Origin of the sequence: Microbacterium lacticum, from assembly GCF_006716815.1 — a bacterium.
Classification (GTDB): Bacteria; Actinomycetota; Actinomycetes; order Actinomycetales; family Microbacteriaceae; genus Microbacterium; species Microbacterium lacticum.
Window position 1 is genome coordinate 53,789 of the sequence record NZ_VFPS01000005.1, and the last position, 23,173, is coordinate 76,961.

The following is a 23,173-nucleotide window of genomic DNA, read 5'->3' on the forward strand; positions in this document are numbered from 1 at the left end:
TTGTCCCTGGCCTTCTTGTCCTCAGGCATTCCGCGACGCACGCTGGCCATCGCCGGCGCGGTCGCGCTCGCTCTTCCCGCCACCGCCGCCTTCGCGGCCGCGCCGGACGACGATCCCTCCTCGCGGTTCGCCGCGGCCCCCTCGCACGGCGCGGTCGACTCGTCGTTCACCGCGGCATCCATCGGAGCGGACGGCCGGGTGACGGTCGTCATCGAGATGGAGGGCGACCCCGTCGCGGTCGTCGAAGCGGAGAAGGACGGCGACCTCGCGCCGAGCGAGCGCGAGGCCGTCAAGGACGAGCTGAAGTCCGCGCAGGACGAGATCAGCGGCGAGATCGCCGACAAGGGCGGCGAGATCCAGGCGCAGATGCAGTCCGCGTACAACGGGTTCCAGGCATCCGTGCCCGCCGACCAGCTCGACGCCGTCGCGGAGCTGCCCGGCGTCGTCGCGGTGCGCCCGGTGCGCACCTATGCGCTCGACAACGCCGTCTCGGTGCCGTTCCTCGGTGTGCCGCAGGTGTGGGAGAGCACGGGCTACACGGGTGAGGGCGTGAAGGTCGCGATCATCGACACCGGCATCGACTACACGCACGCGACGTTCGGCGGCCCGGGCACCACCGCCGCGTACGACGCGGCGCACGCCGCGGGCGCCCAGCCGGCCGATCCGACGCTGTACGGCCCCGACGCCCGGCGCGTGAAGGGCGGCATCGACCTCGTCGGCGACGACTACAACGCCGACCCGTCGAGCGCGAGCTACCAGCCCGTTCCGCACCCCGATGACAACCCGCTCGACTGCCAGGGCCACGGCTCGCACGTCGCGGGCACGGCGGGCGGCTCGGGCGTGCTCGCCGACGGCACCGGCTTCACCGGACCGTACGACACGACGACGCCGTCGAACACGTTCCGCGTCGGCCCGGGCGTCGCGCCGCAGGCCGACCTCTACGCCGTGCGCGTGTTCGGATGCGAAGGCTCGACCGACATGGTCGTGCCCGCCCTCGACTGGGCGGTCGAGAACGGCATGGACGTCGTGAACATGTCGCTCGGCTCGTCTTTCGGGCGCGGTGACGACCCGGATGCCGTCGCCGCGGCCAACGCCGTCGGCGCGGGCGTCGTGGTCGTCGCCTCGGCCGGCAACTCGGGCCACAACCCGTACCTGACCGGTTCGCCCGGCTCGGGCGATGGTGTCGTCGCGGTCTCGGCCGTCGACAGCGCCGAGGGCTTCCCGGGTGCCACGGTCACGGTCGACGGTCAGGCCATCGAGGCGATCAACGCCAACGGCGCTTCCCTCGACGGGATCGGCGAGCTGACCGTCGTGCGACTCGTGGACGACCCCGCGACGCCCGAGAACGAGGCTCTCGGCTGCTCGGCCGCGGCCTACACGAAGGCGGGCGTCACGCCGGGCGGCGGGCAGTTGGCCGTCTCGACGCGCGGCTCCTGCGCACGCGTCTCCAAGGCGATCTACGCGCAGCAGGCCGGCGCCGCCGCGGCGCTCATGGTCAACTCCACCGACGACCTGCCGCCGTACGAGGGTCAGATCACCGAGAACGCCGACACGGGCGAGCCGTACCTGGTAACGATCCCGTTCCTCGGCGTGCGTTCCTCGAGCGGCCCGGCGTTCGTCTCGGGCGCGAAGGCGACCCTCGCCGCGGCCAGCATCGCCAACCCCGGCTTCCGCGGGTATGCGTCGTTCACCTCGTCGGGCCCCCGCTCGGGCGACAGCGCGATCAGCCCCGACGTCGCCGCTCCCGGCGTGTCGATCTCGTCGGCGGCCGTCGGCTCTGGCAACGGCGCGGCGATCCTCTCGGGCACCTCGATGGCCGCTCCGCACGTCGCGGGCGTCGCGGCGCTGTCGGTGCAGGCGCACCCGAACTGGGCGGCGCCGCAGGTCGCGGCATCCCTCGTCTCCACTTCCGACCCCGACCAGGTCGCCGGCCAGCGACTGACGCTCGGCGGCGTGGGGCTCGTGGATGCCGCGCAGGCGGTCGCCACGTCGGTCACCGCGACCGGCGACGCGTTCCGCACCGAGAGCGGCTGGGCGCGCGAGTCGGCGCTGAGCTTCGGCTTCCAGGAGTCGTGGCTCGGCTTCGGCGGCATCAAGACCGTGACGGTGCGCAATGACGGCCCGGCCCCGGTGACCTACGCGGTCTCGACGAGTGCGTCTGCCGAGTCGATCCCGGCGCGGGTGAACCTCTCGTCGCGCTCGATCACGGTCCCGGCGGGCGGCTCGGCCAAGCTGCTGCTGACCGTCGCGGCCGCCGCGAAGGACGTGCCGAGCTCGGTCGGCGGCCCCGACCAGTTCGCGTTCTACGAGGTCTCCGGCGACATCGTGCTGACCGCCGAGGGCTCGACGCTGCGGGTGCCGTATCTGCTCGTGCCCCGCTCGAACAGCACGGCGTCGAGTTCGACGAGCGCGCTGTTCACGAAGAAGCAGCAGGTCGCCGACGCGACCAAGAAGATCTCGCTGTGGAACGTGTTCGGTGCTCTTCCCGCCGGCGCCGACGTGTACACGTGGGGGCTGTCGGACGACAAGGATGCCTCGAAGACGCTCGCCGACACGGGGTACGATCTGCGGGCCGCGGGCGTGCAGTCGACCGGCGCGGGCGATGACCAGCTGCTGGTGTTCGCGCTGAACATGCACCACCGGTGGTCGAACGCGGCGAGCAACGAGTACGACGTCGTGCTCGACACCGATCGAGACGGTGAAGCCGACTGGATCGTGCGGTCGGCCGACTCGGGCGCCGTGCGCGCCGGGTCGAACAACGGGCTCGCGGAGGTGTTCGTCGTCAACGCGAAGACGGGCGCGCGCGGGGCATCCGGCTTCCTCACGCAGGCGCCGACCGACTCCAGCACGCTGCTGCTGCCGGTGTCGGCGAGCGACCTGGGCATCACGGGTGCGTTCGACTACACGGTGCAGACGGTCGGAGTGAACGGCGGCACCGACGCGGCCTCGGGCTGGGCGACGTACGATCCGTCGGCGCCGGCGATCGGCAACGGCCAGTACGTCGACGTGCCCAAGCACGGCACCGCGTCGGTCGAGGTGGCCGTCAACGCGGCGCAGGTCGCCGCGCAGAAGCCGCTCGGCGCGATGGTGGTCGTGCTCGACAACCGGTCAGGGGCGGGGGAGTCGCTGCTGGTCAAGCTGAAGTAGGCGCGGCGGGCCTGCGTCTCGCAGGCGCTGCGCGCGAGAGGCGGTCGGGAGTCACCCGGCCGCCTCTCGCGTGGGGCGGGGGGTGTGGGCGGGCGGGCGCTTCGGGTGCGTGCCGCGCTGGGCGCGCTCGGGGTTCTGAGAGGTCAGCGCGTGCAGAGCTTCGGGGTGTCGTCCGAGCCGAACCGGTAGTCGTAGGTCTGGTCGTCCGCGGTGACGACGACGCGCATGCCGTCGACGAGTGCCTGCGTGTACGACTGGCCCGGGCTCGCGCAGCCGAGCGACCCGTCGCTGAAGGTGACCGCCTCGGCGCTGACGAGGGTGGGGGTCGAGGTGACTCCGCGTGCCGAGAGATCGGCGACCAGGGCATCCCACCGCGCCTGCGGCACGTCGGTGGGGGTGCCCGTCGGCGCGACCGGGCCCGGGGTCGCGGTCTGGAACGGGGGGCGTGTGCTCGAGGAGGCGGACGGGGTCGGTTCGGACATGGATCCTCCCGGGGTGCAGGCGGCGAGGGTCGGCGCCAGGGCGAGGGCCGCGACGGCGAGGGTCGCGGCGAGGAGCTGCCGGCGCATCGGTCCTCCTTCTATCGGAGCGCTGTTGCGTCGAGGCTAGAACCTGTGCCTGCGAAACGGCGGGGAGGGATCAGTCCCAGTCGAGATAGTCCTCGATGAACCACGAGGTCTCGCCAGGGTGGGTCGCCGGGAAGAGATGCCCGGCGCCCTCGACGGTCTTGAGGCTCGCGAGGGCGGGGGCCGACGCCACGAGCCGCTCGCTCTCGGCGAGCGGGGTGACGTCGTCGGCCGTGCCGTGGACGACGAGCACGGGGATGTCGGCGGCGAGCGGGATGTCGGCCGGCTCGGGTGCGAGGAGGAGCACGCCGTTCACGCGGTCGTGGTGGTCGGCCGGGACGGTGCGTGCGACGGTGCCGCCGAAGCCGTGTCCGCCGATCCAGGCGTGGTCGAGACCCACGGCATCCATCACGTCGACGACCGTGCGCGCGAGCGCGTGCACGTCGGCATCGGCGTCGAGGGCGCCCAGGCGCACGACGCGGAAGTCCTCTTCGACGAGGATCGAGGCGAGGGTGCCGAGTGAGCCGATCTCCTGGCCGGTCTCGGGGATCAGCACGAGCGCCGGGCCCGTCCCCTCGTCGATGTACGAGATGGCGCGGCCATCGGGCTCGAACGTCTGGAGCGTCGCGGCGGTCATGGCATCCATTTTCCCCGGGCGGGCGCGGGCGCGCCAATCCGGGGGCGTGTGGGGGTGGTTCGGGGTCGGTGTGGCCCGCCGCTGCGGTCGACCGTACGGCCGGTCTCTGTGGAGCGCGGTCAGTCGTGGATGCGAAGCGGGTCGGCGTCGGCGAGTGCGCGGAGCTCGCGAGTGATCGACGATCGGAGCCCGTCGTGCCGATCGCCGAGTGCGGTGGTGGGGTCCGTCCAGCTGGCGGTGTCGTAGAGCCAGACGGGTCTCTGGACGAGGCCGCGCGGCTCCCAGTCGTAGCGCGGCCAGATGTGCGCGTGGACGAAGGCGTCGGTGTTGCCGAGGATGTCGATGTTGACCCGACGGAAGGCAGGGTCGGCCTCGCGGCAGGCGTTCTCGACGGCGGTGGCGAGGAGATCGGCGTCCGCGAGGAACTGGACGCGGTGCCTGCGAGGCATCTCAGCGAGAGCCTTCGCGTTCAGATCCTTGGCGAGCAGGACGCAGTAACCGGGGAGGAATTGAACATCGCCGATCACGGCGTAGCCGCCTTCGAGCTCCGCCAGAACGGTCGGGTTCTCTCCCCGTGCCGCCGCGCCGATGCGGTCATCACGCCAATCCATGCGGTCGACGCTACCGGAGGCGTGGGCGGCGGCCCGGTCGCCAGAACCTCCGGGTGGGGCAGGTCGCGGGTGGGTCGGGTGGGTGGGGTGCTTGGGGTGCTTCAGGTGGGGAGTCGCAGATCAGGGGTGCAATTTGTCGACTCAGCGCCGGCTGGCGCGGCCCGGAGCAGGGGCCATTCCAATGTCCGACCCCCTCCATACACTCGAAGATATGGACGAGTACTCGGGGTCGATGGGCAGCGACGCAGACGTCGCCGCTTTGGCGTCGATCGTGGGTGAGGTCGAGGGGGCGGCTGCGGTGGTGCGGGCCGGGCAGGTCGCGGAGGTGCGTGCGCTCGCGGCGGCGGGGCAACTCGCCGCGCGGCAGGCCGCCGGATCGCCGGCGGTGGTGCGCGCGCACGATATGGCGTTGCGGTCGGTGGCGGCCGAGCTCGGTGGGGTGTTGCGGGTGACGGATCGGACCGTGCAGTCCCGGATCGATGAGGCTCGGGATCTGGTCGAGCATTATGCAGCGACTTTGGCGGCGTGGGAGTCGGGGCGGATCACGCGCGGACATGTCCGGGTGATCACGGATGCCGGGTCGGTGCTGGTCGACGCGTCGTCGGAGCGGCGGGCCGAGTTCGAGGCTGCGGCGATCAGCCGGTGTGAGCGGGATACGCCGAATCGGGTGCGGTCGGAGGTGGAGATCCTCGCGGAACGGTTCGCGGAGCGGTCGTTCACCGACCGGCACCGGGATGCGGCGGCGGAGCGGCGGGTGCGGGTCGTGCCGGGCAGCGCGGGGATGTCGGATCTGATCGCAACGCTGCCGACGGTGATCGCCGATGGGATCCTCGATCGGCTCACCCAGCAGGCGCAGACGATCGTCGATGCGCGCGAGCCCGGGAACGCGGGCAGTGCGTTCGGCGCACGAGGTGCGGGTGACCTGGCTGGCGTGAGCGGTGCGTTCGGCGAGAGCGGTATTGGCGATGCCGAGCCGGATCGGCGGGGGATCGATCAGGTCCGCGCCGACGTGTTCTCCGACCTCCTGCTCTCCGGCGCGCCCGCCCTCGATCCCACTGCCCACGGTGACGGGCAGGGGTCGCTGGGTGCGATTCGTGCGCAGGTGCAGGTGATCGTCCCCGCTCTCACTCTTCTGGGTGTCGATGACGGTCCCGCGGACCTCGTCGGCCGTTCCCCGATCGATGCGGACACCGCCCGTTGCCTCGCGGGGAACACGCATTCGTGGGCTCGGGTTCTGACCGACCCGGTGGAGGGGACGGTGCTCGCGGTGGACCGGTATCGGACGCCGTGGACGCAACGCCGGTTCCTCCGGGCGCGGGATCAGCATTGCCGGTTCCCCGGATGCCGGCGTGCGGCGATCCGGTGCGAGATCGACCACACCATCGACGCCGCCAAGGGCGGACCCACCGCGCTGTGGAACCTGGCACACCTGTGTCAGCGGCATCATTCGATGAAGCAGTTCACCCGCTGGAAGGTGAGGCAACTCCCCGGCGGGGTCCTCGAATGGACCTCACCCACCGGACGGATCTACCGCGAAGACGCCCCCGCCCCACCCGTCGCGTTCACCCCGGCATCCATCAGCACCACCGCAACCGACGAACCACCACCGTTCTGAGCCGAGCAGTCACACACCGCACCGGCGGTGCGCCCGCGCCCGGCGCGGGGCCGACCGTGCACCGCGAGGCTCGCGAGCGCCCACGGCGCCATCCGTGCACCACGACGCCCGTGCCGCGCTACCGCCCGGCGCGCGTCAGCGCTCCCAGGCGCTCCGCTCGCGTTCGGTGAACTGGCGGAAGGTCGTCGCGGGCCGACCCGTCAAGCGGCGCACCATCCGGTTGGGCAGCGCCGAGACGTTCAGACGATCTGACGGATGCCCGTGTCGAGCGCCGCGTCGATCACCGGGAACAGCTGCCTCTGCACGTCTTCGATGGCCGGCGGCCGCAGCAGGAACAGCCGATCGCATCCCGCCAGCGCGGCGCGGTGCGCGGCCACGTCGGGGCCGAAGGCGAACTCCCGCGCCTCGACGCCGTCGAGAAGGCGGGCGGACGACCCCGGGCGCACGGCGCCGACCACCCGCTGCCCCTTCGCCTGCAGATGCCGCACCACCGCCGAGCCGACGTCACCGGTCGCGCCCGTGACGAAGACCGCGGGCGCGTCGTCGTTGCTCATACGTCCAGTGTGCGCGCCCGGCCGCGCATCCGCATTGCCAGCGAGTCCGCACCGTCAGAGACGGAAGACCTGCCCGGTCTCGACGCCGTCCACCGAGCGGATGACGCTCCGGCCCACCTCCGCCGCGGGCACCGGCGTGAAACCGGGAAAGCTCGCGTGGTAGCCGGGCGACTCGATGAGCACGTTCGGGCTCACCGCATTGATCCGGATGCCACGGGACAGCCCGGTCGCCGCCGCCATCACGAACGACTCCAGTGCGCCGTTCACCGCCGACGCCGCGGTGCCCGTCGCGACCGGATGCCGCGAGAGAACCCCGCTCGTGAGCGTGAACGACCCGCCGTCGGCGACCGCCTCGACGCCGCGCACGACGACGGCGATCTGCCCCAGCGTCTTGTCGGTGAGACCGGCGCGGTAGTCGTCGACGGTCAGCTCGGCGAACGGCTTGAACGGCACGCTGCCCGCGGCGCACACCACGGCATCCACCGGTCCGCTCGCGGCGACCTCGGCGAACAGCGCGTCGATCGACGCGGGGTCGGTGAGGTCGACCGCCGGCGTCGTCGATCGAGACGCCGGGATCACGTGGTGCCCGGCCTCGAGCGCCGCGGCCGCCGCGGCGCCTCCGATCGTGCCGCCCGCGCCGATGATGAGGATTCGCTTGCCCATTCCCGTTCCTTCTGTCTGTCTCGGTCGATCGATCACTGGGTGCCAGGGGTCGCGCGTGCGGCGCGTGTCAGAGCAGGTCGCGGCGGTGCACGAGCGCCGCGGCGCCGATCAGCGGCGCGTCGCCGCCGAGCCCCGCGCGCACGACCCGCAGCCGCGCCGCGTAGCCGTTCACCGCCGCCGCGCGCACCGACGCCTCGATCTGCGCGGTGAAGTCCTCCGCGACGAACGAGAACCCGCCGCCGACGACGGCGAGCTCGAGGTCGAGCAGCGTCGCCGCGTTCGCGAGGCCCACCCCGATCGCGTGCGCCGAGCGCGCGACGGCCGCCCGTGCGAGCGCATCGCCCCGGCGGTACGCGTCGGCGAGCTCCTCGCCGGTCGACCCGTCCCAGCCCTCCGCGCGCGCCCACGCGACGATGTGCGGACCCGACGCGAGCTGCTCGACGGTGGACGCCGAGGCATCCCCCTCGATCTCGGCGACGACGATCTGCCCCAGATGTCCGGCATTCCCCGACGCTCCCGCCAGCAGCCGCCCGCCGGAGATGATCCCGCCGCCGATGCCCGTCGAGACGACGAACACGATCGCGTCGTCGACGCCCTGCGCCGCACCGAGCCACGCCTCGGCCAGTGCGATGCACGTGCCGTCGAGGCGGAGGGTCACGTCATCGAGTCCCGACTCCTGCCGCACGAGGTCGACGAGGGCGAGCCCGTGCACCGCGGGGAGGTTGATCGGGGCGACGGTGCCCGCGGCGAGGTCGATCGGCCCCGCCGAGCCGATGCCCGCGGCCGACACCGACGCCCACTCCGGCAGCGGGCGGCAGCGCGCGATGACGGATGCCACGGCACGCACGAGCACATCCCGGTCGGCGGCCGCCGCAGCGCCCGTCGCCTCCCGCGTGCGCGAGCCCTCCACGATCCGACCCGTCTCGTCGACGAGAGCCGCCTCGACCTTGGTGCCGCCGAGATCGATCGCGAGAGCGAGTGTCATGAGAGCCTTCCGAGGTTGCGGGGCATGCCGGTTGCGGTATGGCTCACAGCGTAGTGTCGGCCCCAGCGATCGGCATCCGCCTTTGGCTTCGTCCAAAGTCGCCGAAGGATCCGCATATGACCGCCGTCGCTCTCCGCTCCTCGTCCGCCGCCCCGGCCTCGACGATGGGGCCCATCCGACAGACGTACGCGACGGCCGAGACGTTCCCGCCCGTCGCCCGCGCCTACACCCAGGTCTCGCAGGTCGCCAAAGAGCTCGGCCTGCTGCGGCGTGCTCCGGTGTTCTACTCGCTCGTCGGCGCCGCCCTGGTGCTGGCGCTCGCGGGCTGCATCGCGGGGTTCGTGCTGCTCGGCCACAGCTGGTTCCAGCTGCTCATCGCGGCGGCGCTCGGGGTCGTGCTCACGCAGGTCGCGTTCCTCGCCCACGAAGCCGCGCACCGGCAGATCCTCTCCTCGGGCAGAGCGAACGACCGGCTCGCCCGCATCCTCGCGGCCGGCGTCGTCGGCATCAGCTACGCCTGGTGGGACTCGAAGCACTCGCGCCACCACGCCAACCCGAACCGGGTCGGCAAAGACCCCGACATCGAGGTCGACACCGTGTCGTTCCTGACGGAGGATGCCGCGCAGGCACGAGGCATCCGTCGCCTCATCACCCGGCGTCAGGGATGGCTGTTCTTCCCGCTGCTGACGCTCGAAGGGCTGAACCTGCACGCTCTCGGCCTGCGGCACCTCTTCTCACGGCAGCCCGTGAAGGGGCGCGGCGTCGAGCTCGCCCTCATCGGCGCGCGTTTCGCGATCGTCGCCGGGGCGCTGTTCGTCTTCCTGCCCGTCGGCATGGCGTTCGCGTTCCTCGGCGTGCAGCTCGCCGTCTTCGGTGTCTACATGGGCGCGTCGTTCGCGCCGAACCACAAGGGCATGCCGATCATCGCGGAAGGCGCGCGACTCGATTTCTTCAGCAAGCAGGTGCGAACGTCGCGGAACATCCGCGGCGGATGGTGGGCGACGGCGCTCCTCGGCGGGCTGAACTACCAGGTGGAGCACCACCTGTTTCCGAGCATGGCGCGCCCGCACCTGTCGAAGGTGCGCGTCGTCGTGCACGCGTTCTGCGAGACCCACGACGTGCCTTACACCGAGACCAGCCTATGGCGGTCGTACGCGATCGTGATCGACTACCTCAACCGCGTCGGCCTCGCGGCGCGCGACCCCTTCGACTGCCCCATGGTGGGGCAGTACCGCCGCGCCTGACGGCCGACATCGGGCCCAGGCGCGGCGGGATCGTCCGTCGGGTCAGGCGTTGCGCTTCACAACGCGCATGAGCCACGCGATGATCGCGATGATCAGGATCACCAGGCCGATCCACAGCAGGAACTTCGCCGCCTCGACGAAGACGCCGAGAAGGATCAGCACGATGGCGACGACGAGAAGAATGATGGCGAGTGTCATGCCTCGATTCTCTCCCCGTCGGTCCGACGGTGCGTATGGGTTGACAGCCGGAACGGCATCTGTCAACCCCTCGCTCTGTACGCGTGGCATCCGATTCAGTAGTGGAAAGACACGCAACGCAGGCGGAGGAGACACGAGGGCGCAGCCATGAAGGACATCCTGATCGGAGGCCACCGCATCCTGACGACCGACGACATCGCCGACGCGGTGCTGTCGTATGCACGCGTTCTGATCGAACGCCGCACCGCCGATATCGTCGAGTTTCCGAGCATCCATGACGGGTCGCCCACGCTGTGCTCGCTGCTGCTCGGGGGGGCGGGTCTCATGGCGGTCGTCGACGCGCCGGTCGCCCTGGCGGCGCCGGTCGGCGGCGCCGATCTCGCTCTCGACGAGATCACGCGGCGCGCCGACGCCCTGCGCGGCGCGGAGGTGCTGCGCTGAGGGATGCTGGCGTGCTGATCGACCGGCTACGGTAGAGGCGTGGGCAGGTTCAATTACGACGGCAGCGTCAAGGTCGACTTCGACGACCGGGTGCTGGCGCACCTGCAGGTCGTCATCACGCAGAAGCTGCGGCGCGGCGAGCCGTTCCCGTTCACGTGGCGGAACGACCCGAGTCTCGGCGACGGACGCACCACGGTCTGGCTGCACCCCAACGCGTCGCTCGTGTACAAGTACCACGGCAGTCGGCAGCCCGCGCTCAATCGCGCGTGGCTCGAGGCGCTCACCCACGCCGCGAACTCGACGGCGGGGCTGCACATCGTGCCCGAGCCCGAGGGCGCCTATACCGGCGAGGTCATGACCGGCTGAGCGCCGGTCAGTCGGCGACCTCGACGGCCTGCGGCGACTCGTCTTCCACGCCGTCCGGGTCGATGTGCTCGGAGACCAGGGTGATCCCGCCCGACGAGTTCGCCGACTGCGCGAGATCTTCGATCCACGATCGGCTGAGCTCGGCCGGCTCGGGGTCGTCGAACACGAAGCGCAGCGGGATCGACGGGTGCAGCCAGATCGTGCTCCGCCCCCGCGGCTCGTCGGGAAGGTGCTGCCACGAGACCGTGAAGCTCTCCCCGCGGCGCAGCTTGGTGGCGATGACGACTTTCAGGTGCGCCAGCGCCCGGTCCTCGATGTGGATCGGCGTCGCCGACCCTCCGTAGTAGATGGTTCCCACGCCAGAATTGTAAATCGACTTCCAGGGTGGCGGTGGGAGGCGGGGTCGCGCTCGTGCGACGCCGTCTTACGCCGTGTTGCGTCACGTGTCGCCTCGCCTTCCGACCGGCGGGGCGTCGGCCCGACGCTGGGGGAGTGACCCACGTCGTCGATGCTCCCGGCCTGCGTGCGGCGCTCGCCGCGCAGCGCCCCGTGCGTCTGCTCGACGTGCGGTGGCGGCTCGATCAGCCCGAGGGGCGGCCCGCGTATCTCGCCGCTCACCTGCCCGGAGCGGTCTACGTCGACCTCGAACGCGAGCTCTCGCGCGTCGGTCACCCGGAAGACGGCCGCTATCCGCTTCCCGACCCGGCAGCACTCGAGCGCGCGGCGCGCGGCTGGGGTCTCGACGACGGAGACCTCGTCGTCGCCTACGACGACAACGACGGCGTCGCCGCATCGCGGGCGTGGTGGCTGCTCCGCCGGCACGGCGTCGACGTGCGCGTGCTCGACGGAGGCATCCGCGCCTGGGTGGGGCAGGGACTGCCGGTCGAATCGGGCGACCGCGTAGCGCCGACCGGTCGCGTGCGACTGCGGGCGACGGATGCATCGGATGACGGCGTCGCGACGATCGACGACGCGGCGCGCGCGCCGCTCGAGGGCACCCTGATCGACGTGCGCGCGCCCGATCACTATCGCGGAAGCTCGGCCGGCGCAGACCCGGCCGCAGGACACATTCCGGGGGCGGTGAACATCCCGACCGTGTCGTACATCGACCGCGACGGGCGTCTGCGCGGGCCGGAGCAGATCCGCGCCGTGCTCCGCGTCGGCGGCGTCGACCTGACTCGCGAGATCGTGCTCTACTGCAGCGTCGGCATCGCGTCGACGCACTCGGCACTCGCGCTCGCGCAGGCCGGGATCGACGCCCGCGTCTACCCCGGATCGTGGAGCCAGTGGTCGCGCGGGCGCCCCGTCGCCGTCGGCCCGACCCCCGGCGACGCCTTCCGCGGCTGGTGAACCCGCCCGCGCGTCTCGCTTCCGCGGCGGGCCGAGGTGACTTGTGGGCAGTTGTTGCGGCTTGAGTCACGGGTATCCCGTCACTGCTGCGCAGGAGTCAACCCCACGCGCGGCGCCACAGGAGCCGAGTCATACCGCGGCGGGGCGCCACCCGAGGCGCGGGGCGAGGGCTCCGGCGATGTCGCCGAGGATCTGGAGGTAGTCGTCGCGTTCGAAGCTGAACGGCAGCGCGAACGCGACCTCGTCGACCTCGCCGAAGGCGCGCGAGGAGGTGAGCGTCTCGGCGATCTGCGCCGACGTGCCGACGAGGTCGGCGGCGAACAGCATCCCGCGAGGGCCCTGCGGCACCCCCACCCGACCTGCCCGCGACTGCGTGTACGCCCCGTATCGCTTCACCTGCGCGGGCGTCGCCGAATCGGTCGGGATCACGACGAGACCTTGCGACACCCGCGCACGCTCCCCGTCGGGGTGCCGGTCGCGATACCGACGGATCTGCGCTTACTGCTCGAGGTCGAAGTCGGTCGACCCCGTCGATTCGATGACGCTGCTCGTCAGCAGATGGAAGCCGTGCTCGGCCGCCCAGAGCGTCGACGCGGGGCTCGCGGCCCCGTACCACAGGCGGTCGGCGAGCCCGGCAGCGTGCGGTTCGATGCGCTCGGAGTACTCCTCGATCCCCTCCCGTCCCGAGAACTCGCTCACCCGCTCGCCCGCGAGGAACGCCCGCAGTCGCTCGAGCCGCTCGTAGCCGAACCGCTCCTGAGCCACGGAATCGGGATACAGCGCCGCGGCGATCTCGTCGTAGCGCCGCGGCGGCCCCACCGAGAACCCAGGCTCGAGCCGTCCACCGGAGAGCACATCGACCGTCGCGAGGTCTTCGGCCAGGCGGAACGGGTTCTCGAAGCCGAGCGGGATCACCGCGGTGCCGAGTCGGATCCGGCTCGTCCGCTGCGACACCGCGGCCAGTACCGCGACCGGCGACGAGATGCCGTACTGCAGATGCCGGTCACGCAACCACGCGCTGTCGAACCCCAACGACTCGGCGTGCGCGATGATCTCGAGCGTCGCCTCGTGACCCGCGCGCGGATCGTCGCGGTCGAACAGGCCGATGGTGAGAAAGCCGAGGGAGCGCAGGGGGCGGGTCATCGCAGCATCCGAATGTCGAAGCGGTCAGGGGAGGAGAGGAAGGGCGCAGAGGAGCCGGCCGGGCCCGCGGGGGCGACAACGCCAGGGTCCTGGCGCGAAGACCCCCTCACGACGGCGTGCGCACCGACGCGAACCGGTTGCGTCGACGCAGCACGAAACCCAGACGCTCGTAGGCCGCGATCGCCCCGGTGTTGGTCGCCGCCGCGTGCATCAGCGCCCGGTCGCCGCGCTCCTGGATGTGGAACGCGACGTCGAGCACCAGCCGCGACCCGAGCCCCTGCCGCCGGTGGTCGGCGTCGACGGCGACCGCGCTGATCTCGGTCCACCCGGCTGGATGCAGACGCTCGCCCATCGCGACGAGCCTGCCCTGGCGGCGGATGCCGATGTACCGTCCGAGCTCGTACGTGCGGGGGCGGAACGGCCCCGGCTGATTGCGCGCGACGATCGCGAGCATGTCCGCCACATCGTCCGCGCCCAGCTCGATCGCCTCGTCGTCGGGCCGAGGCGTCAGCGCGGGCGTCTGCACGAGCTGCACCCCTTCGCCGCTCCCCGTGAACTCCCACCCCGCCGGCAGCTCGCCGTCGTAGCCCGAGACGCCCACCTCGGCGCCGGTCCCCACCAGCTCGAGAAGGGCATCCCAGACGTGTGGATCGTCCCACGTGCGCACCGCCACGAACGGCGCGACGTCGTCGGGATAGCGCCGCGCGAGGTCGCCGCCGATCGCGAACCGGGCGTGCGGGCCGGTGAGCGCGTGCCAGGGCGCGTTGTCGAGCACGCTCTCCTCCCCGCCGGAGGCGCCCGCCGCCGAGCTCGGGGCCGCGCCCGCGTCGCTCAGCAGACCCGAGGAGCCCGCACCGTCCGAGGCGTCCACGGACACAGAGGGGCTCACGGGCGTCGCGGTCGAAGTATCGGGCACGATTCCACTGTCGCTCGCGGCATCCGTGCGGGGCAATGCCGACCGTCGGCGGCTGCAACACGATCTCGCCGCATGACGCTGCGTGTCGTGCTGCGTCGCCGTGTGTCGGATCGCGTTGAGGGGTGGATGCCCCGATCGCCACAGTGGCACGCATGACAGAGAAGGTGCACCTCGCCGTCGCGCTCGACCGGGCCGGATGGCATCCCGCCGCATGGCGCGACCCCTCCGCCCGCCCGCGCGAGCTGACCAGTCCGCGCTACTGGCGCACGCTGCTGCAGACCGCCGACCGGGCGCGGATCGTGCTCGCCACGATCGAAGACGCCCTCGCGATCACCGACCGCTTCGAACGGTCCGCCGCGCCCGGGCAGTCTGACGGCGAGAGAGGCGCCGCGGCGCAGACGCCCGGCCACGGAGACGCCGACGGCATCCGCCGCGATCGGGTGCGCGGGCGGCTCGATGCCGTGCTCGTCGCCTCGTACGCCGCGCCCGCGACACAGCGGATCGGGCTCGTGCCGACCGTCACCACGGCGTGATGCGCCGTAGCGCGGCGTCACAAACGGCAACCGGGCGACCGCGGGCCGGCTCCTCCGGGCCCCGCGCGCCTAGCCTGTGACACATGACTGCTGACGATTCCGCCTCCGGCGCCCCGCTGATCACGCCCGAAGAGGCTGCCGCCCGCTTCGCGAAGGGCGCCGTCGTCGTCGACGTGCGCAGCGACGCCGGTCGCGCCCAGGACGGCACGATCCCCGGATCGATCCGCGCCGACCGCAATGCGCTCGACGCGCAGTTCCTGCTCGACTCGCCCGACAGGCTCGCCGAGATCACCGAGTGGGATCAGGACATCGTCATCGTGTGCGGCTCGATCCGCGGCTCCGGTCCGGTCGCCGACCAGCTGCGTGAGAAGGGCTTCACCAACGTCGCGCACGTCGACGGCGGATTCCCGGCCTGGCGCGACGCGGGCGGCCCGGCCGAGCGCTGAGCCGCGCGGGGGACAGCGCGGGCGCCGATACTCAGCGGCGACGCGTCTGCCCCTGCGCGACGGTGCCGCCGCGCGCGGGCGCCCGGGACAGTGACCGGGCGCGAGCGCCGAGGCTCAGTCGATGAGGGAGTGCGCGCCCAGGCGGTGCCACTGCCGGTTGTGGTAGACGAGCGCGCCGCCCTCGTCACCGACGTCGTCGATGTCGCGGGCGATCGACCCCTGCAGGGCCTGCGCGGCGATCACGGTCGAGGCGCCGGCATCCATTCGGCTGATCACCGCGCACCGCGCCCACGCGCGGACGCCGTGGAAGACGGGTTCTCCGGTCGTGAGGCTCGACCACGCGGAGCGGTCGGCGAAGCGGTCGACGCCACTCGTCGCGCCGAGGCGAGCGATGTCGAGGTCGTCCGCGTCGAGCAGATGAACGACCAGCGTCGGCGCCGTGCGCAGGGTCGGCGTCGCCGACGAGAGGCTCGAGATCGAGAAGATGAGCAGCGGCGGGTCGACCGACACCGACGACACCGACGAGGCGGTGAGGGCGACCGGTCCGTCGTCGCCGATCGCAGTGATGACCGCCACGCCCGCGGGGTGACCGCGGAAGAAGGCCTTGAACGCGTCGGCTGACACCGCCGGGGCGCCCTCGACGGCGAGGGAGGCGAGGTCGGGGCGACGGTGCGGCTGCGGTGTGCTCATAGCCCCGACGTTAGGCAGATCGACGATCGCGTGCGCGCCCGATCGCAACATGGCGACATGCGGCGCGCGCAGGCCCCCGCGCTCACTCGACCGCGGCGGCCAGAGCCCGGTCGAGGTCGGCGATGAGGTCATCCGCCGTCTCGATGCCGACGGAGAGCCGGATGAGCCCGTCGGTGATGCCGAGGCGCTCGCGCTCTTCGGCCGAGAACGAGACGTGCGTCGTCGTCGCCGGGTGCAGGGCCATCGAGCGGACGTCGCCGATGTTCGTCATGCGGCTGATCAGCTGCAGCGCGTCGAAGAAACGCTCGGCGCCCGCGCGTCCGCCGCGCACCGTGAACGCGAACACCGACCCGGCGTGGCCGCCGAAGCGCTCCAGCGCGATCCGGTGGTACGGGCTCGACTCGAGCCCCGCGTAGTCGACGCTCTCCACCGCCCGGTGCTCGGCGAGCCACCGGGCGATCACGTCGGCGTTGGCGAGATGCTGGCGCATGCGCAGCGAGAGGGTCTCGATGCCCTGTTGCAGCAGGAACGAGTTCACCGGCGACAGCGCCGCCCCGAGGTCGTTGACGATGCCGAAGCGCAGGTAGGCCTCGAGCGCGCGTGGGCCGTAGGCCTCGGCGTAGGAGGGCTTGCCGGGGACGACCGGGTCGGTGATCCCCGGGTAGCGGCGCGTCGTGCCCTGCCAGTCGAAGGAGCCCCCGTCGACGATGACCCCCGAGAGGGCGGCGCCGTGGCCGGTGAGAAACTTCGTCGACGAGTGCACCACGACGTCGGCGCCGTGCTCGAACGGGCGGATGACGTAGGGCGTCGCGACGGTGTTGTCGACGATGAGCGGGATGCCATGGGCGCGCGCGACCTCGGAGACGAACGCGACGTCGACGAGGTCGTTCTTCGGGTTCGGGATCGTCTCGACGAAGATCGCCTTCGTCGAAGGCTGGATCAGCCGCTCCCACTCGGCCTGGTCGGAGGGGTCGCGCACGTAGTCGGTGGCGACGCCCAGCCGGGCGAACGTGCGGTCGAACAGGATCCGGGTGCCGCTGTAGATGCTCGCGGTCGACAGGAGTCGCTCGCCCGAGCCGGCGAGGCCCAGCAGCAGCGCGGAGATCGCCGCCTGACCCGAGCCCACGACGATCGCCCCCGTGCCGCCCTCGAGCGACGCGATGCGCCGCTCGGCGACCTGGTGCGTCGGGTTCAGGTTCCGCGAATAGAGCTGCCCTTCCTCGGCGCCGGTGAAGCGCGCCTCGGCCTCGGCGAAGTCGTCGAACAGGTACGCCGCCGTCAGGTAGATAGGGGTGATGCGGGCGCGGTGGTTGCGCTCCTCGGCTTCGCCGGCGTGCACCTGCCGGGTGTCGAAGCCGAACTCGTCGGGGTTCGTGCTCACTCCCACAGAGTAGGCGGGGTCGTCGATCGGTGACGCCGGAGACGTAACACTCGCGGCATCCGGCCCGGTGGGTTACGCTGGGGGCGTGTCGCTGACCTGTCGCTGTTGTCGCTGAGCCCTTCCGGCTCCCTTCGACGACCCCGACAGCCCGCCGCAGCTCGCGCGCCCGCTCTTGCGCCGGCGCCCGCGGCCTCACCCCAGGACATCCCATGCGCTACGCCTCGCACATCGCCGACCTCGTCGGAAACACCCCGCTCGTCCGTCTGAACGACGTCGCCGCCGGAACGCGCGCGACCGTGCTCGCCAAAGTCGAGTACCTGAACCCCGGCGGCTCCGCGAAAGACCGCATCGCCGCGCGGATCATCGACGCCGCCGAGGCATCCGGGCAACTCCGCCCCGGCGGCACGATCGTCGAGCCGACGAGCGGCAACACCGGCGTCGGACTCGCCCTGGTCGCCCTGCAGCGCGGCTACCGGATGATCTTCGTCGTGCCCGACAAGTTCACCGGCGAGAAGACCGCGGTGCTCCGGGCCTACGGCGCCGAGGTCGTCGAGGTGCCGACGAACGTGCCGCCCGAGCATCCCGACTCGTACTACAGCGTCTCCGACCGGCTCGCGCGCGAGATCCCCGGGGCGTTCAAGCCGAACCAGTTCGCGAACCCGAACGGGCCGCGCGCGCACTACGAGACGACCGGCCCGGAGATCTGGCGCGACACCGACGGGCTCGTCACCCACTTCGTCGCCGGCATCGGCACGGGCGGAACCATCAGCGGCACGGGACGCTTCCTGAAGGATGCCACGGCGGGCGAGGCCGTCGTCGTGGGCGCCGACCCGGAGGGCTCGATCTACTCCGGCGGACCGATCCACGGCTACGCCGTCGAGGGCGTCGGCGAGGACTTCTACCCCGACACGTTCGACCCCTCCGTCGTCGACCGCTACGAGCGCGTCTCCGACGCCGAGAGCTTCGCGATGACCCGGCGCCTCGCCCGCGAGGAGGGTCTCCTCGTCGGCGGATCGTCGGGCATGGCGGTCGTCGCGGCGCTCCGCGTCGCGCGCGACCTCCCCGCCGACGCGGTCGTCGTCGTGCTGCTGCCCGACCACGGCCGCGGCTACCTGTCGCGACTGTACGACGACGCGTGGCTCGAGGCCCGAGGCATCCACCTCGCCGCGCCCGCCGACGCGCGCTGACCCGCCCGCCCGCACCGCCGCTCGCCCCGACCCGACCCGCCCCGCCCCCGCCCCGCCCCCGCGCCTCGCCGAGAAACCACTTCCGCCTCGAGAAACCACGGCAGCCACGGTTTCTCGCGGCCCGGATGGTTTCTCACCCCGACCACCGTCACTCGCCCCTCCACCCACCAAGGAGCACCATGTCCCCGCACGATCCCGCCCGTGGCTTCGCCAGCCTCGCCGTCCACGCCGGGCAGGAGCCCGACGCCGAGACCGGCGCGGTGATCCCGCCGGTGCACTTCTCGACGACATATGCCCAGGACGGCATCGGCGGCCTGCGGCACGGCTACGAGTACGGACGCAGCGGCAACCCGACCCGCACGGCGCTGCAGACGCAGCTCGCGGCGCTCGAGGGCGGGGCGCACGCGTTCTCGTTCGCCTCGGGGCTCGCCGCCGAGGACACCCTGCTGCGCGCGGCGCTCAGCCCCGGCGATGAGGTTCTGCTCGGCAACGACGTGTACGGCGGCACTTACCGGCTGCTCGCGCGCGTGCTCGGGACGTGGGGCGTGCGGCTGCGCGTCGTCGACATGAGCGATGCGGATGCCGTGTGCGCGGCCGTCGAGGCATCGCCGCCGCAGATCCTCTGGGTCGAGACGCCGTCGAACCCGCTTCTGCGGATCACCGACATCGCCGGTCTCGCCGCGATCGGCCATGCGGCGGGCGCGCTCGTCGTCGTGGACAACACCTTCGCCACGCCCGCGCTGCAGCAGCCCCTCGCGCTCGGCGCCGACGTCGTCGTGCACTCGACCACCAAGTACCTCGGCGGGCACTCCGACGTGGTCGGCGGCGCGCTCGTCACGAGCGACGACGCCCTCGCCGAAAAGATCGGCTTCCTGCAGTACGCGGTCGGCGCAGTGTCGGGACCGCTCGACGCGTGGCTGACGACGCGGGGCATCAAGACCCTCGACGTGCGCATGCAGCGGCACAGCGAGAACGCCGCCGCCGTCGCTGCATTCCTCGACGGGCATGAGCGCGTCGAGCGCGTGTACTACCCGGGTCTCGCCGCGCACCCCGGGCACGAGCTCGCGGGCCGGCAGATGTCGCGCTTCGGGGGCATCGTCTCGGTCGCCCTCGAATCGGGCGAGGCCGCGCGCCGCTTCGCCGAGTCGACGCGCCTGTTCACTCTCGCCGAGTCGCTCGGCGGCGTGGAGTCGCTCGTCAACTACCCGGATGCCATGACGCACGCGTCGGTCCGCGGCACCGAGGCGGCCGTGCCGGTCGAGATCGTGCGTCTGTCGGTCGGCATCGAAGACCCGGGCGACCTCCTCGCCGACGTCGCGCAGGCGCTCGCGGTCTGACCCGGGCGGCGCCGGTGTCGGTAGCGTGGGGGCATGAGCGACAGAGCGGGGTGGGCGGTCCTCGGGGCCGGCGGCATCAGCGGTGACTTCCTGCGGGCGCTGCCGCACGCGCGGCTCGGCACGTTGCGCGCCGTCGGTGCCCGCGACGCGGACCGGGCGCGCGAATTCGCGGCGGCCTTCGCGGGCGACTTCCCCGAGGCGTCGGCCGGCACCTACGACGAGGTGCTCGCGCGCAGTGACGTCGACGCCGTGTACATCGGCACGGTGCACACCTCGCACCGCGAGCTGAGCCTCGCCGCCCTCGCGGCGGGCAAGGCCGTGCTCTGCGAGAAGCCGCTCGGCATCGACGCGGCCGAGACCGACGAGGTCCTCGCCGCCGCGGAGCGAGCAGGACTGCCGCTCGTCGAGGCGTTCAAGTACCGGTTCGGGCCGTTCCCCGATCTCCTGCGCGCCCTCGTCGCGGACGGCGCCCTCGGCGAGATCGTCGAGGTCGAGACATCCCTCGGGTTCGCGGCCGACCGCGCCCTCACGCGCCTGTTCGACCCGGCGCTGGCCGGCGGCGCCCTGCTCGACGTGGGCTGCTACCCCGTCTCCCTCGCCGTCGGCGTCGCCGCGTGGGCAGGGCGGCTCGAGGCATCCACCCCCACCGTCGTCAGCGCGACCGGCGTGATCGGCGAGACCGGCGTCGACGAGGATGCCTCGGCCGAGCTCGACCTCGGCGGCATCCGCGCGCTCCTGGCGACGTCGATCAGCCGTGATCTACCGCGCACCGCGACGATCCGCGGCACGCGCGGCGAGCTCGAGATCCCGAACGTCTGGGGGAGCCGGGTCACCTCGACGCAGGACGCGGTGCTGCACCGCGAGGACGGGACGAGCGAACGCATCCGCGCCGAGGCGATCAGTCCGATGGCCGCCGAGGCCGACGCGACGATCCTGGCGCTCCGCGAGGGGCGCGCCGAGGCGCCCGAGATGCCGTGGGCGCAGACCCGCGCCACGGCGCGCTTGCTGCAGGACTGGCGCGCAGCGCTCAGCGACTGATCGGCGCCGGGCTGCGCACCTCGGCGGCCGGCTCGGGGCGATGGATGCCGCGCGGCCGGTATCGGAGCGCCTCAGCCTGCCCGACGAGATCGGCGAGGTACCAGACGATCGCGAGCCACATCTCGGTGCCCTGGAGACCCGGCTCGTCGCCGGGTCCGAAGCTGACACTCTGACCGGATCGCCACCGCGGCAGGGCGTCGCCCAGGAGGCGCCGCGCGAGCGCCTCGACCTCGCCGCGACGGTGGCCCGAGTGGCGGGTCAGCCACAGCGGGTGGGCGACATCGAGCACGTTGCACGCGTTCTGACGGTCCGCGGCGAAGTACCGCTCGTCGGCGGCGTGCGCGAGCACCGTGTCGATGAGCCGCTCCGCGTGCGGCACGGGCACGCCGAACTGAGCGAACGTGCCCCGCGTCGCCCGGTAGAACCCGTTCACCGGAAGCAGCATCCCCGTCTCGCGCGCCCCGGCGCCCCACACGCCGGTGGCCGAATCGACGTGCGTCACGAGCCAGCCGAACAGCGCCTCGTCGTAACCGTCCGGCACGGTCGCGCCCGCGCGGCGACGCCACAGCAGGGCGGTGCCGAACGCATCGACGACGTGCCCGGCATGCCACGCGTCGTCGGTCCAGGGCAGCGCGTTCAGGCGCGCGAGCAGCGTGGCGGCGTCGTCGAGCGGCGGCGGCGCCGTTTCGTCTCCACCTCGCGCAGCCCGAACTGGTACTCGAGCAGGAAGCGCTGGAACTCGTCGCGCATCGCGCGCAGCTCGCGGGGAGAGAAGGTCGCCACCCCCTCGTCGGTGAGGACGGAGAGGGGTTCGGCCGGGGCATCCATGCCTCGACCGTACCGACGGCGGCTAGGTGTACTGACCCAGATCGTTGTTGACGTAGGAGAGACCTCCGGGGTCGAGTTGGAGCTGTCTAAGTTCTTCAGCTCAAACGCACGGAGGTCTCTCTTGTCTCACGCTAATGCCCGGCTGACTCCGGCCGGCCGGTTGATCATGGTTCAGCGCATCCAGTCGGGGCGTGCGGTCGCGCATGTTGCCGCGGAAATGGGGATCTCCCGCACGACCGCGTGGCGGTGGTGGCGCAGGTTCCGGGAGTGCGGCCCGGCGGGCCTGATCGATCGTTCCAGCGTCGCCCGCTCCCACCCTCGCCAGACCAAAGCGTGCGTGGAGGCGAGGGTGCGGATCATGCGGCACCTCACTCGGCGTGGGCCGGTGTTCATCGCTGACAAGCTCGGCTTGCAGGCCTCAACGGTCGGTAGGGTGTTGCGCCGCCACCACGTGCCGTTGCTGCGGGAGCTGGACCCGGTCACGGGGTCCGTGATCCGCGCGACCCGCCGATCCGCGCAGCGTTACGAGCATGATCATCCCGGGTCCCTGATCCACGTTGATGTGAAGAAACTCGGCCGTATCCCCGACGGCGGCGGATGGCGTCTGCATGGCCGCGGGCAACGTCCTGCGCGCAAGCGGGGCCTGGGTTACGACTACGTGCACACCGTCATCGACGACCATTCCCGAGTTGCTTACGCGGAGATCCACGACGACGAGAAAGGCACCACCGCGGCGGGCGTCCTCGACCGCGCGATCGCGTTCTACGCGCGCCTCGGCGTCACAGTCGAACGCGTCATCAGCGACAACGCGTTCGCTTACCGCCACTCGGCCGCGTTCAAGGCCGTGGTCGACGCGCACGGCATCCGACAGCGGTTCATCAAACCGCACTGCCCCTGGACCAACGGGAAAGTCGAACGCCTCAACCGCACCCTCGCCACCGAGTGGGCCTACGCCCGCCCCTGGAGCTCGAACGACGACCGAAAAGCAGGGTTGACGACCTGGCTCGACTACTACAACCTAGACAGGCACCACCTCGGCATCGGAGGCAAAACCCCCATCGACCGAATCAACAACGGTCGAGGTCAGTACATCTAGGCGCCTGCTGTGGATGCCTCGCCCCTCTGGTTCGCCAGTCCGACCCCGTCCCGAGCCCGGTCGCCGCTGACGTCCCGGTGCGCAACTGCAAGGCCCGCCAGACGACACGCCGCGCTCAGCGCGCACGCCACGGCGGGTCGCGTCCGATCCCTTGCAGTTCGGGTGGGTGGATGCCTCGGAGCTTGCGCGTCGCCGCCGCGT

The 23,173-nt window shown here is 71.9% G+C and carries 25 protein-coding genes and 1 pseudogene; 12 read left to right on the forward strand and 14 right to left on the reverse strand.

The features are described 5' to 3' along the window. Positions 1–3,147 (forward strand): S8 family serine peptidase, encoded by a 3,147-nt coding sequence (locus FHX68_RS16180; protein ID WP_280525044.1) that lies wholly within the window; start codon positions 1–3, stop codon positions 3,145–3,147. Positions 3,148–3,290: 143 nt separating this feature from the next. On the opposite strand, the gene FHX68_RS12540 is transcribed toward FHX68_RS16180, so the two are convergent. From FHX68_RS12540 to FHX68_RS12550, 3 genes are all read right to left on the reverse strand, one after another. Further along, positions 3,291–3,716 carry a hypothetical protein gene (locus FHX68_RS12540; RefSeq protein WP_141381205.1) on the reverse strand — a complete coding sequence of 142 codons (426 nt, stop codon included), beginning with the start codon at positions 3,714–3,716 and terminating at the stop codon, positions 3,291–3,293. 70 nt (positions 3,717–3,786) lie between these two features. Then, the gene (locus FHX68_RS12545; protein ID WP_141381204.1) at positions 3,787–4,350 is read right to left on the reverse strand and encodes an alpha/beta fold hydrolase; all 564 of its coding nucleotides are present in this window, start codon (positions 4,348–4,350) and stop codon (positions 3,787–3,789) included. A 119-nt stretch (positions 4,351–4,469) separates the two neighbouring features. Further along, entirely contained in the window at positions 4,470–4,961 is a 492-nt protein-coding gene (locus FHX68_RS12550) for an HIT family protein (RefSeq protein ID WP_141381203.1), read from the reverse strand. Positions 4,962–5,172: 211 nt separating this feature from the next. Between FHX68_RS12550 and FHX68_RS12555 the strand changes: the two genes are divergently transcribed. Beyond that, a complete protein-coding gene (locus tag FHX68_RS12555; protein ID WP_141920270.1) occupies positions 5,173–6,576 on the forward strand; it encodes an HNH endonuclease signature motif containing protein in 1,404 nt (467 codons plus the stop codon). 239 nt (positions 6,577–6,815) lie between these two features. Here FHX68_RS12555 and FHX68_RS12560 read toward each other — a convergent pair whose 3' ends face one another. The 3 genes from FHX68_RS12560 to FHX68_RS12570 form a co-directional block, all read right to left on the reverse strand. Beyond that, positions 6,816–7,130, reverse strand: coding sequence for an NAD-dependent epimerase/dehydratase family protein (locus tag FHX68_RS12560; protein ID WP_141381294.1), 315 nt, complete (start codon positions 7,128–7,130; stop codon positions 6,816–6,818). 54 nt (positions 7,131–7,184) lie between these two features. After that, the gene (locus tag FHX68_RS12565) at positions 7,185–7,793 is read right to left on the reverse strand and encodes a short chain dehydrogenase (protein WP_141381293.1); all 609 of its coding nucleotides are present in this window, start codon (positions 7,791–7,793) and stop codon (positions 7,185–7,187) included. 67 nt (positions 7,794–7,860) lie between these two features. Next, complete coding sequence (locus FHX68_RS12570; RefSeq protein WP_141381292.1) at positions 7,861–8,778, reverse strand: ROK family protein; 918 nt, start codon at positions 8,776–8,778, stop codon at positions 7,861–7,863. 116 nt (positions 8,779–8,894) lie between these two features. Between FHX68_RS12570 and FHX68_RS12575 the strand changes: the two genes are divergently transcribed. Next, the gene (locus FHX68_RS12575) at positions 8,895–10,022 is read left to right on the forward strand and encodes a fatty acid desaturase family protein (RefSeq protein WP_141381291.1); all 1,128 of its coding nucleotides are present in this window, start codon (positions 8,895–8,897) and stop codon (positions 10,020–10,022) included. Positions 10,023–10,064: 42 nt separating this feature from the next. On the opposite strand, the gene FHX68_RS15285 is transcribed toward FHX68_RS12575, so the two are convergent. Beyond that, positions 10,065–10,220 carry a hypothetical protein gene (locus FHX68_RS15285; protein ID WP_170214286.1) on the reverse strand — a complete coding sequence of 52 codons (156 nt, stop codon included), beginning with the start codon at positions 10,218–10,220 and terminating at the stop codon, positions 10,065–10,067. 147 nt (positions 10,221–10,367) lie between these two features. On the opposite strand from FHX68_RS15285, the gene FHX68_RS12580 reads away from it, so the two are divergent. Further along, the gene (locus FHX68_RS12580) at positions 10,368–10,661 is read left to right on the forward strand and encodes a hypothetical protein (RefSeq protein WP_141381290.1); all 294 of its coding nucleotides are present in this window, start codon (positions 10,368–10,370) and stop codon (positions 10,659–10,661) included. A 39-nt stretch (positions 10,662–10,700) separates the two neighbouring features. Beyond that, positions 10,701–11,027 (forward strand): DUF7882 family protein, encoded by a 327-nt coding sequence (locus FHX68_RS12585; protein WP_141381289.1) that lies wholly within the window; start codon positions 10,701–10,703, stop codon positions 11,025–11,027. A gap of 7 nt (positions 11,028–11,034) precedes the next feature. On the opposite strand, the gene FHX68_RS12590 is transcribed toward FHX68_RS12585, so the two are convergent. Further along, positions 11,035–11,385 carry a DUF7882 family protein gene (locus FHX68_RS12590; RefSeq protein WP_141381288.1) on the reverse strand — a complete coding sequence of 117 codons (351 nt, stop codon included), beginning with the start codon at positions 11,383–11,385 and terminating at the stop codon, positions 11,035–11,037. Between the two features lie 134 nt (positions 11,386–11,519). Between FHX68_RS12590 and FHX68_RS12595 the strand changes: the two genes are divergently transcribed. Further along, a complete protein-coding gene (locus FHX68_RS12595; RefSeq protein ID WP_141381287.1) occupies positions 11,520–12,377 on the forward strand; it encodes a sulfurtransferase in 858 nt (285 codons plus the stop codon). Between the two features lie 129 nt (positions 12,378–12,506). Here the strand turns inward: FHX68_RS12595 and FHX68_RS12600 are convergent. Then, positions 12,507–13,520: pseudogene (locus FHX68_RS12600) on the reverse strand (LLM class flavin-dependent oxidoreductase). Positions 13,521–13,626: 106 nt separating this feature from the next. Next, entirely contained in the window at positions 13,627–14,358 is a 732-nt protein-coding gene (locus tag FHX68_RS12605; protein WP_141381295.1) for a GNAT family N-acetyltransferase, read from the reverse strand. Positions 14,359–14,588: 230 nt separating this feature from the next. On the opposite strand from FHX68_RS12605, the gene FHX68_RS12610 reads away from it, so the two are divergent. Together FHX68_RS12610 and FHX68_RS12615 are read left to right on the forward strand one after the other, a co-directional pair. Further along, positions 14,589–14,969, forward strand: a complete 381-nt coding sequence (locus FHX68_RS12610; protein WP_141381286.1) for an LLM class oxidoreductase — start codon at positions 14,589–14,591, stop codon at positions 14,967–14,969. Positions 14,970–15,052: 83 nt separating this feature from the next. After that, a complete protein-coding gene (locus tag FHX68_RS12615; protein WP_141381285.1) occupies positions 15,053–15,415 on the forward strand; it encodes a rhodanese-like domain-containing protein in 363 nt (120 codons plus the stop codon). A 114-nt stretch (positions 15,416–15,529) separates the two neighbouring features. Here the strand turns inward: FHX68_RS12615 and FHX68_RS12620 are convergent, their stop codons facing one another. Together FHX68_RS12620 and FHX68_RS12625 are read right to left on the reverse strand one after the other, a co-directional pair. After that, positions 15,530–16,105 carry a flavin reductase family protein gene (locus FHX68_RS12620; RefSeq protein WP_141381284.1) on the reverse strand — a complete coding sequence of 192 codons (576 nt, stop codon included), beginning with the start codon at positions 16,103–16,105 and terminating at the stop codon, positions 15,530–15,532. 82 nt (positions 16,106–16,187) lie between these two features. Next, positions 16,188–17,486 carry an O-acetylhomoserine aminocarboxypropyltransferase/cysteine synthase family protein gene (locus tag FHX68_RS12625; RefSeq protein ID WP_373288720.1) on the reverse strand — a complete coding sequence of 433 codons (1,299 nt, stop codon included), beginning with the start codon at positions 17,484–17,486 and terminating at the stop codon, positions 16,188–16,190. 209 nt (positions 17,487–17,695) lie between these two features. On the opposite strand from FHX68_RS12625, the gene FHX68_RS12630 reads away from it, so the two are divergent. The 3 genes from FHX68_RS12630 (at position 17,696) to FHX68_RS12640 (ending at position 21,048) form a co-directional block, all read left to right on the forward strand. Next, entirely contained in the window at positions 17,696–18,673 is a 978-nt protein-coding gene (locus tag FHX68_RS12630) for a pyridoxal-phosphate dependent enzyme (RefSeq protein ID WP_141381282.1), read from the forward strand. Between the two features lie 179 nt (positions 18,674–18,852). Beyond that, entirely contained in the window at positions 18,853–20,010 is a 1,158-nt protein-coding gene (locus FHX68_RS12635) for a cystathionine gamma-synthase (RefSeq protein ID WP_141381281.1), read from the forward strand. 33 nt (positions 20,011–20,043) lie between these two features. Continuing rightward, positions 20,044–21,048: a Gfo/Idh/MocA family protein gene (locus FHX68_RS12640; RefSeq protein ID WP_141381280.1), complete on the forward strand. Its 1,005-nt coding sequence runs from the start codon at positions 20,044–20,046 to the stop codon at positions 21,046–21,048. Here FHX68_RS12640 and FHX68_RS12645 read toward each other — a convergent pair. Both FHX68_RS12645 and FHX68_RS12650 read right to left on the reverse strand, forming a co-directional pair. After that, positions 21,038–21,589 (reverse strand): hypothetical protein, encoded by a 552-nt coding sequence (locus FHX68_RS12645; RefSeq protein WP_141381279.1) that lies wholly within the window; start codon positions 21,587–21,589, stop codon positions 21,038–21,040. The genes FHX68_RS12640 and FHX68_RS12645 overlap by 11 nt on opposite strands. Before the next feature lie 95 nt (positions 21,590–21,684). Beyond that, positions 21,685–21,876, reverse strand: coding sequence for a hypothetical protein (locus tag FHX68_RS12650; RefSeq protein ID WP_229661623.1), 192 nt, complete (start codon positions 21,874–21,876; stop codon positions 21,685–21,687). A gap of 121 nt (positions 21,877–21,997) precedes the next feature. Between FHX68_RS12650 and FHX68_RS12655 the strand changes: the two genes are divergently transcribed. Next, positions 21,998–22,972 (forward strand): IS481 family transposase, encoded by a 975-nt coding sequence (locus tag FHX68_RS12655; RefSeq protein ID WP_141920012.1) that lies wholly within the window; start codon positions 21,998–22,000, stop codon positions 22,970–22,972. The last annotated feature ends 201 nt before the right edge of the window (positions 22,973–23,173 follow it).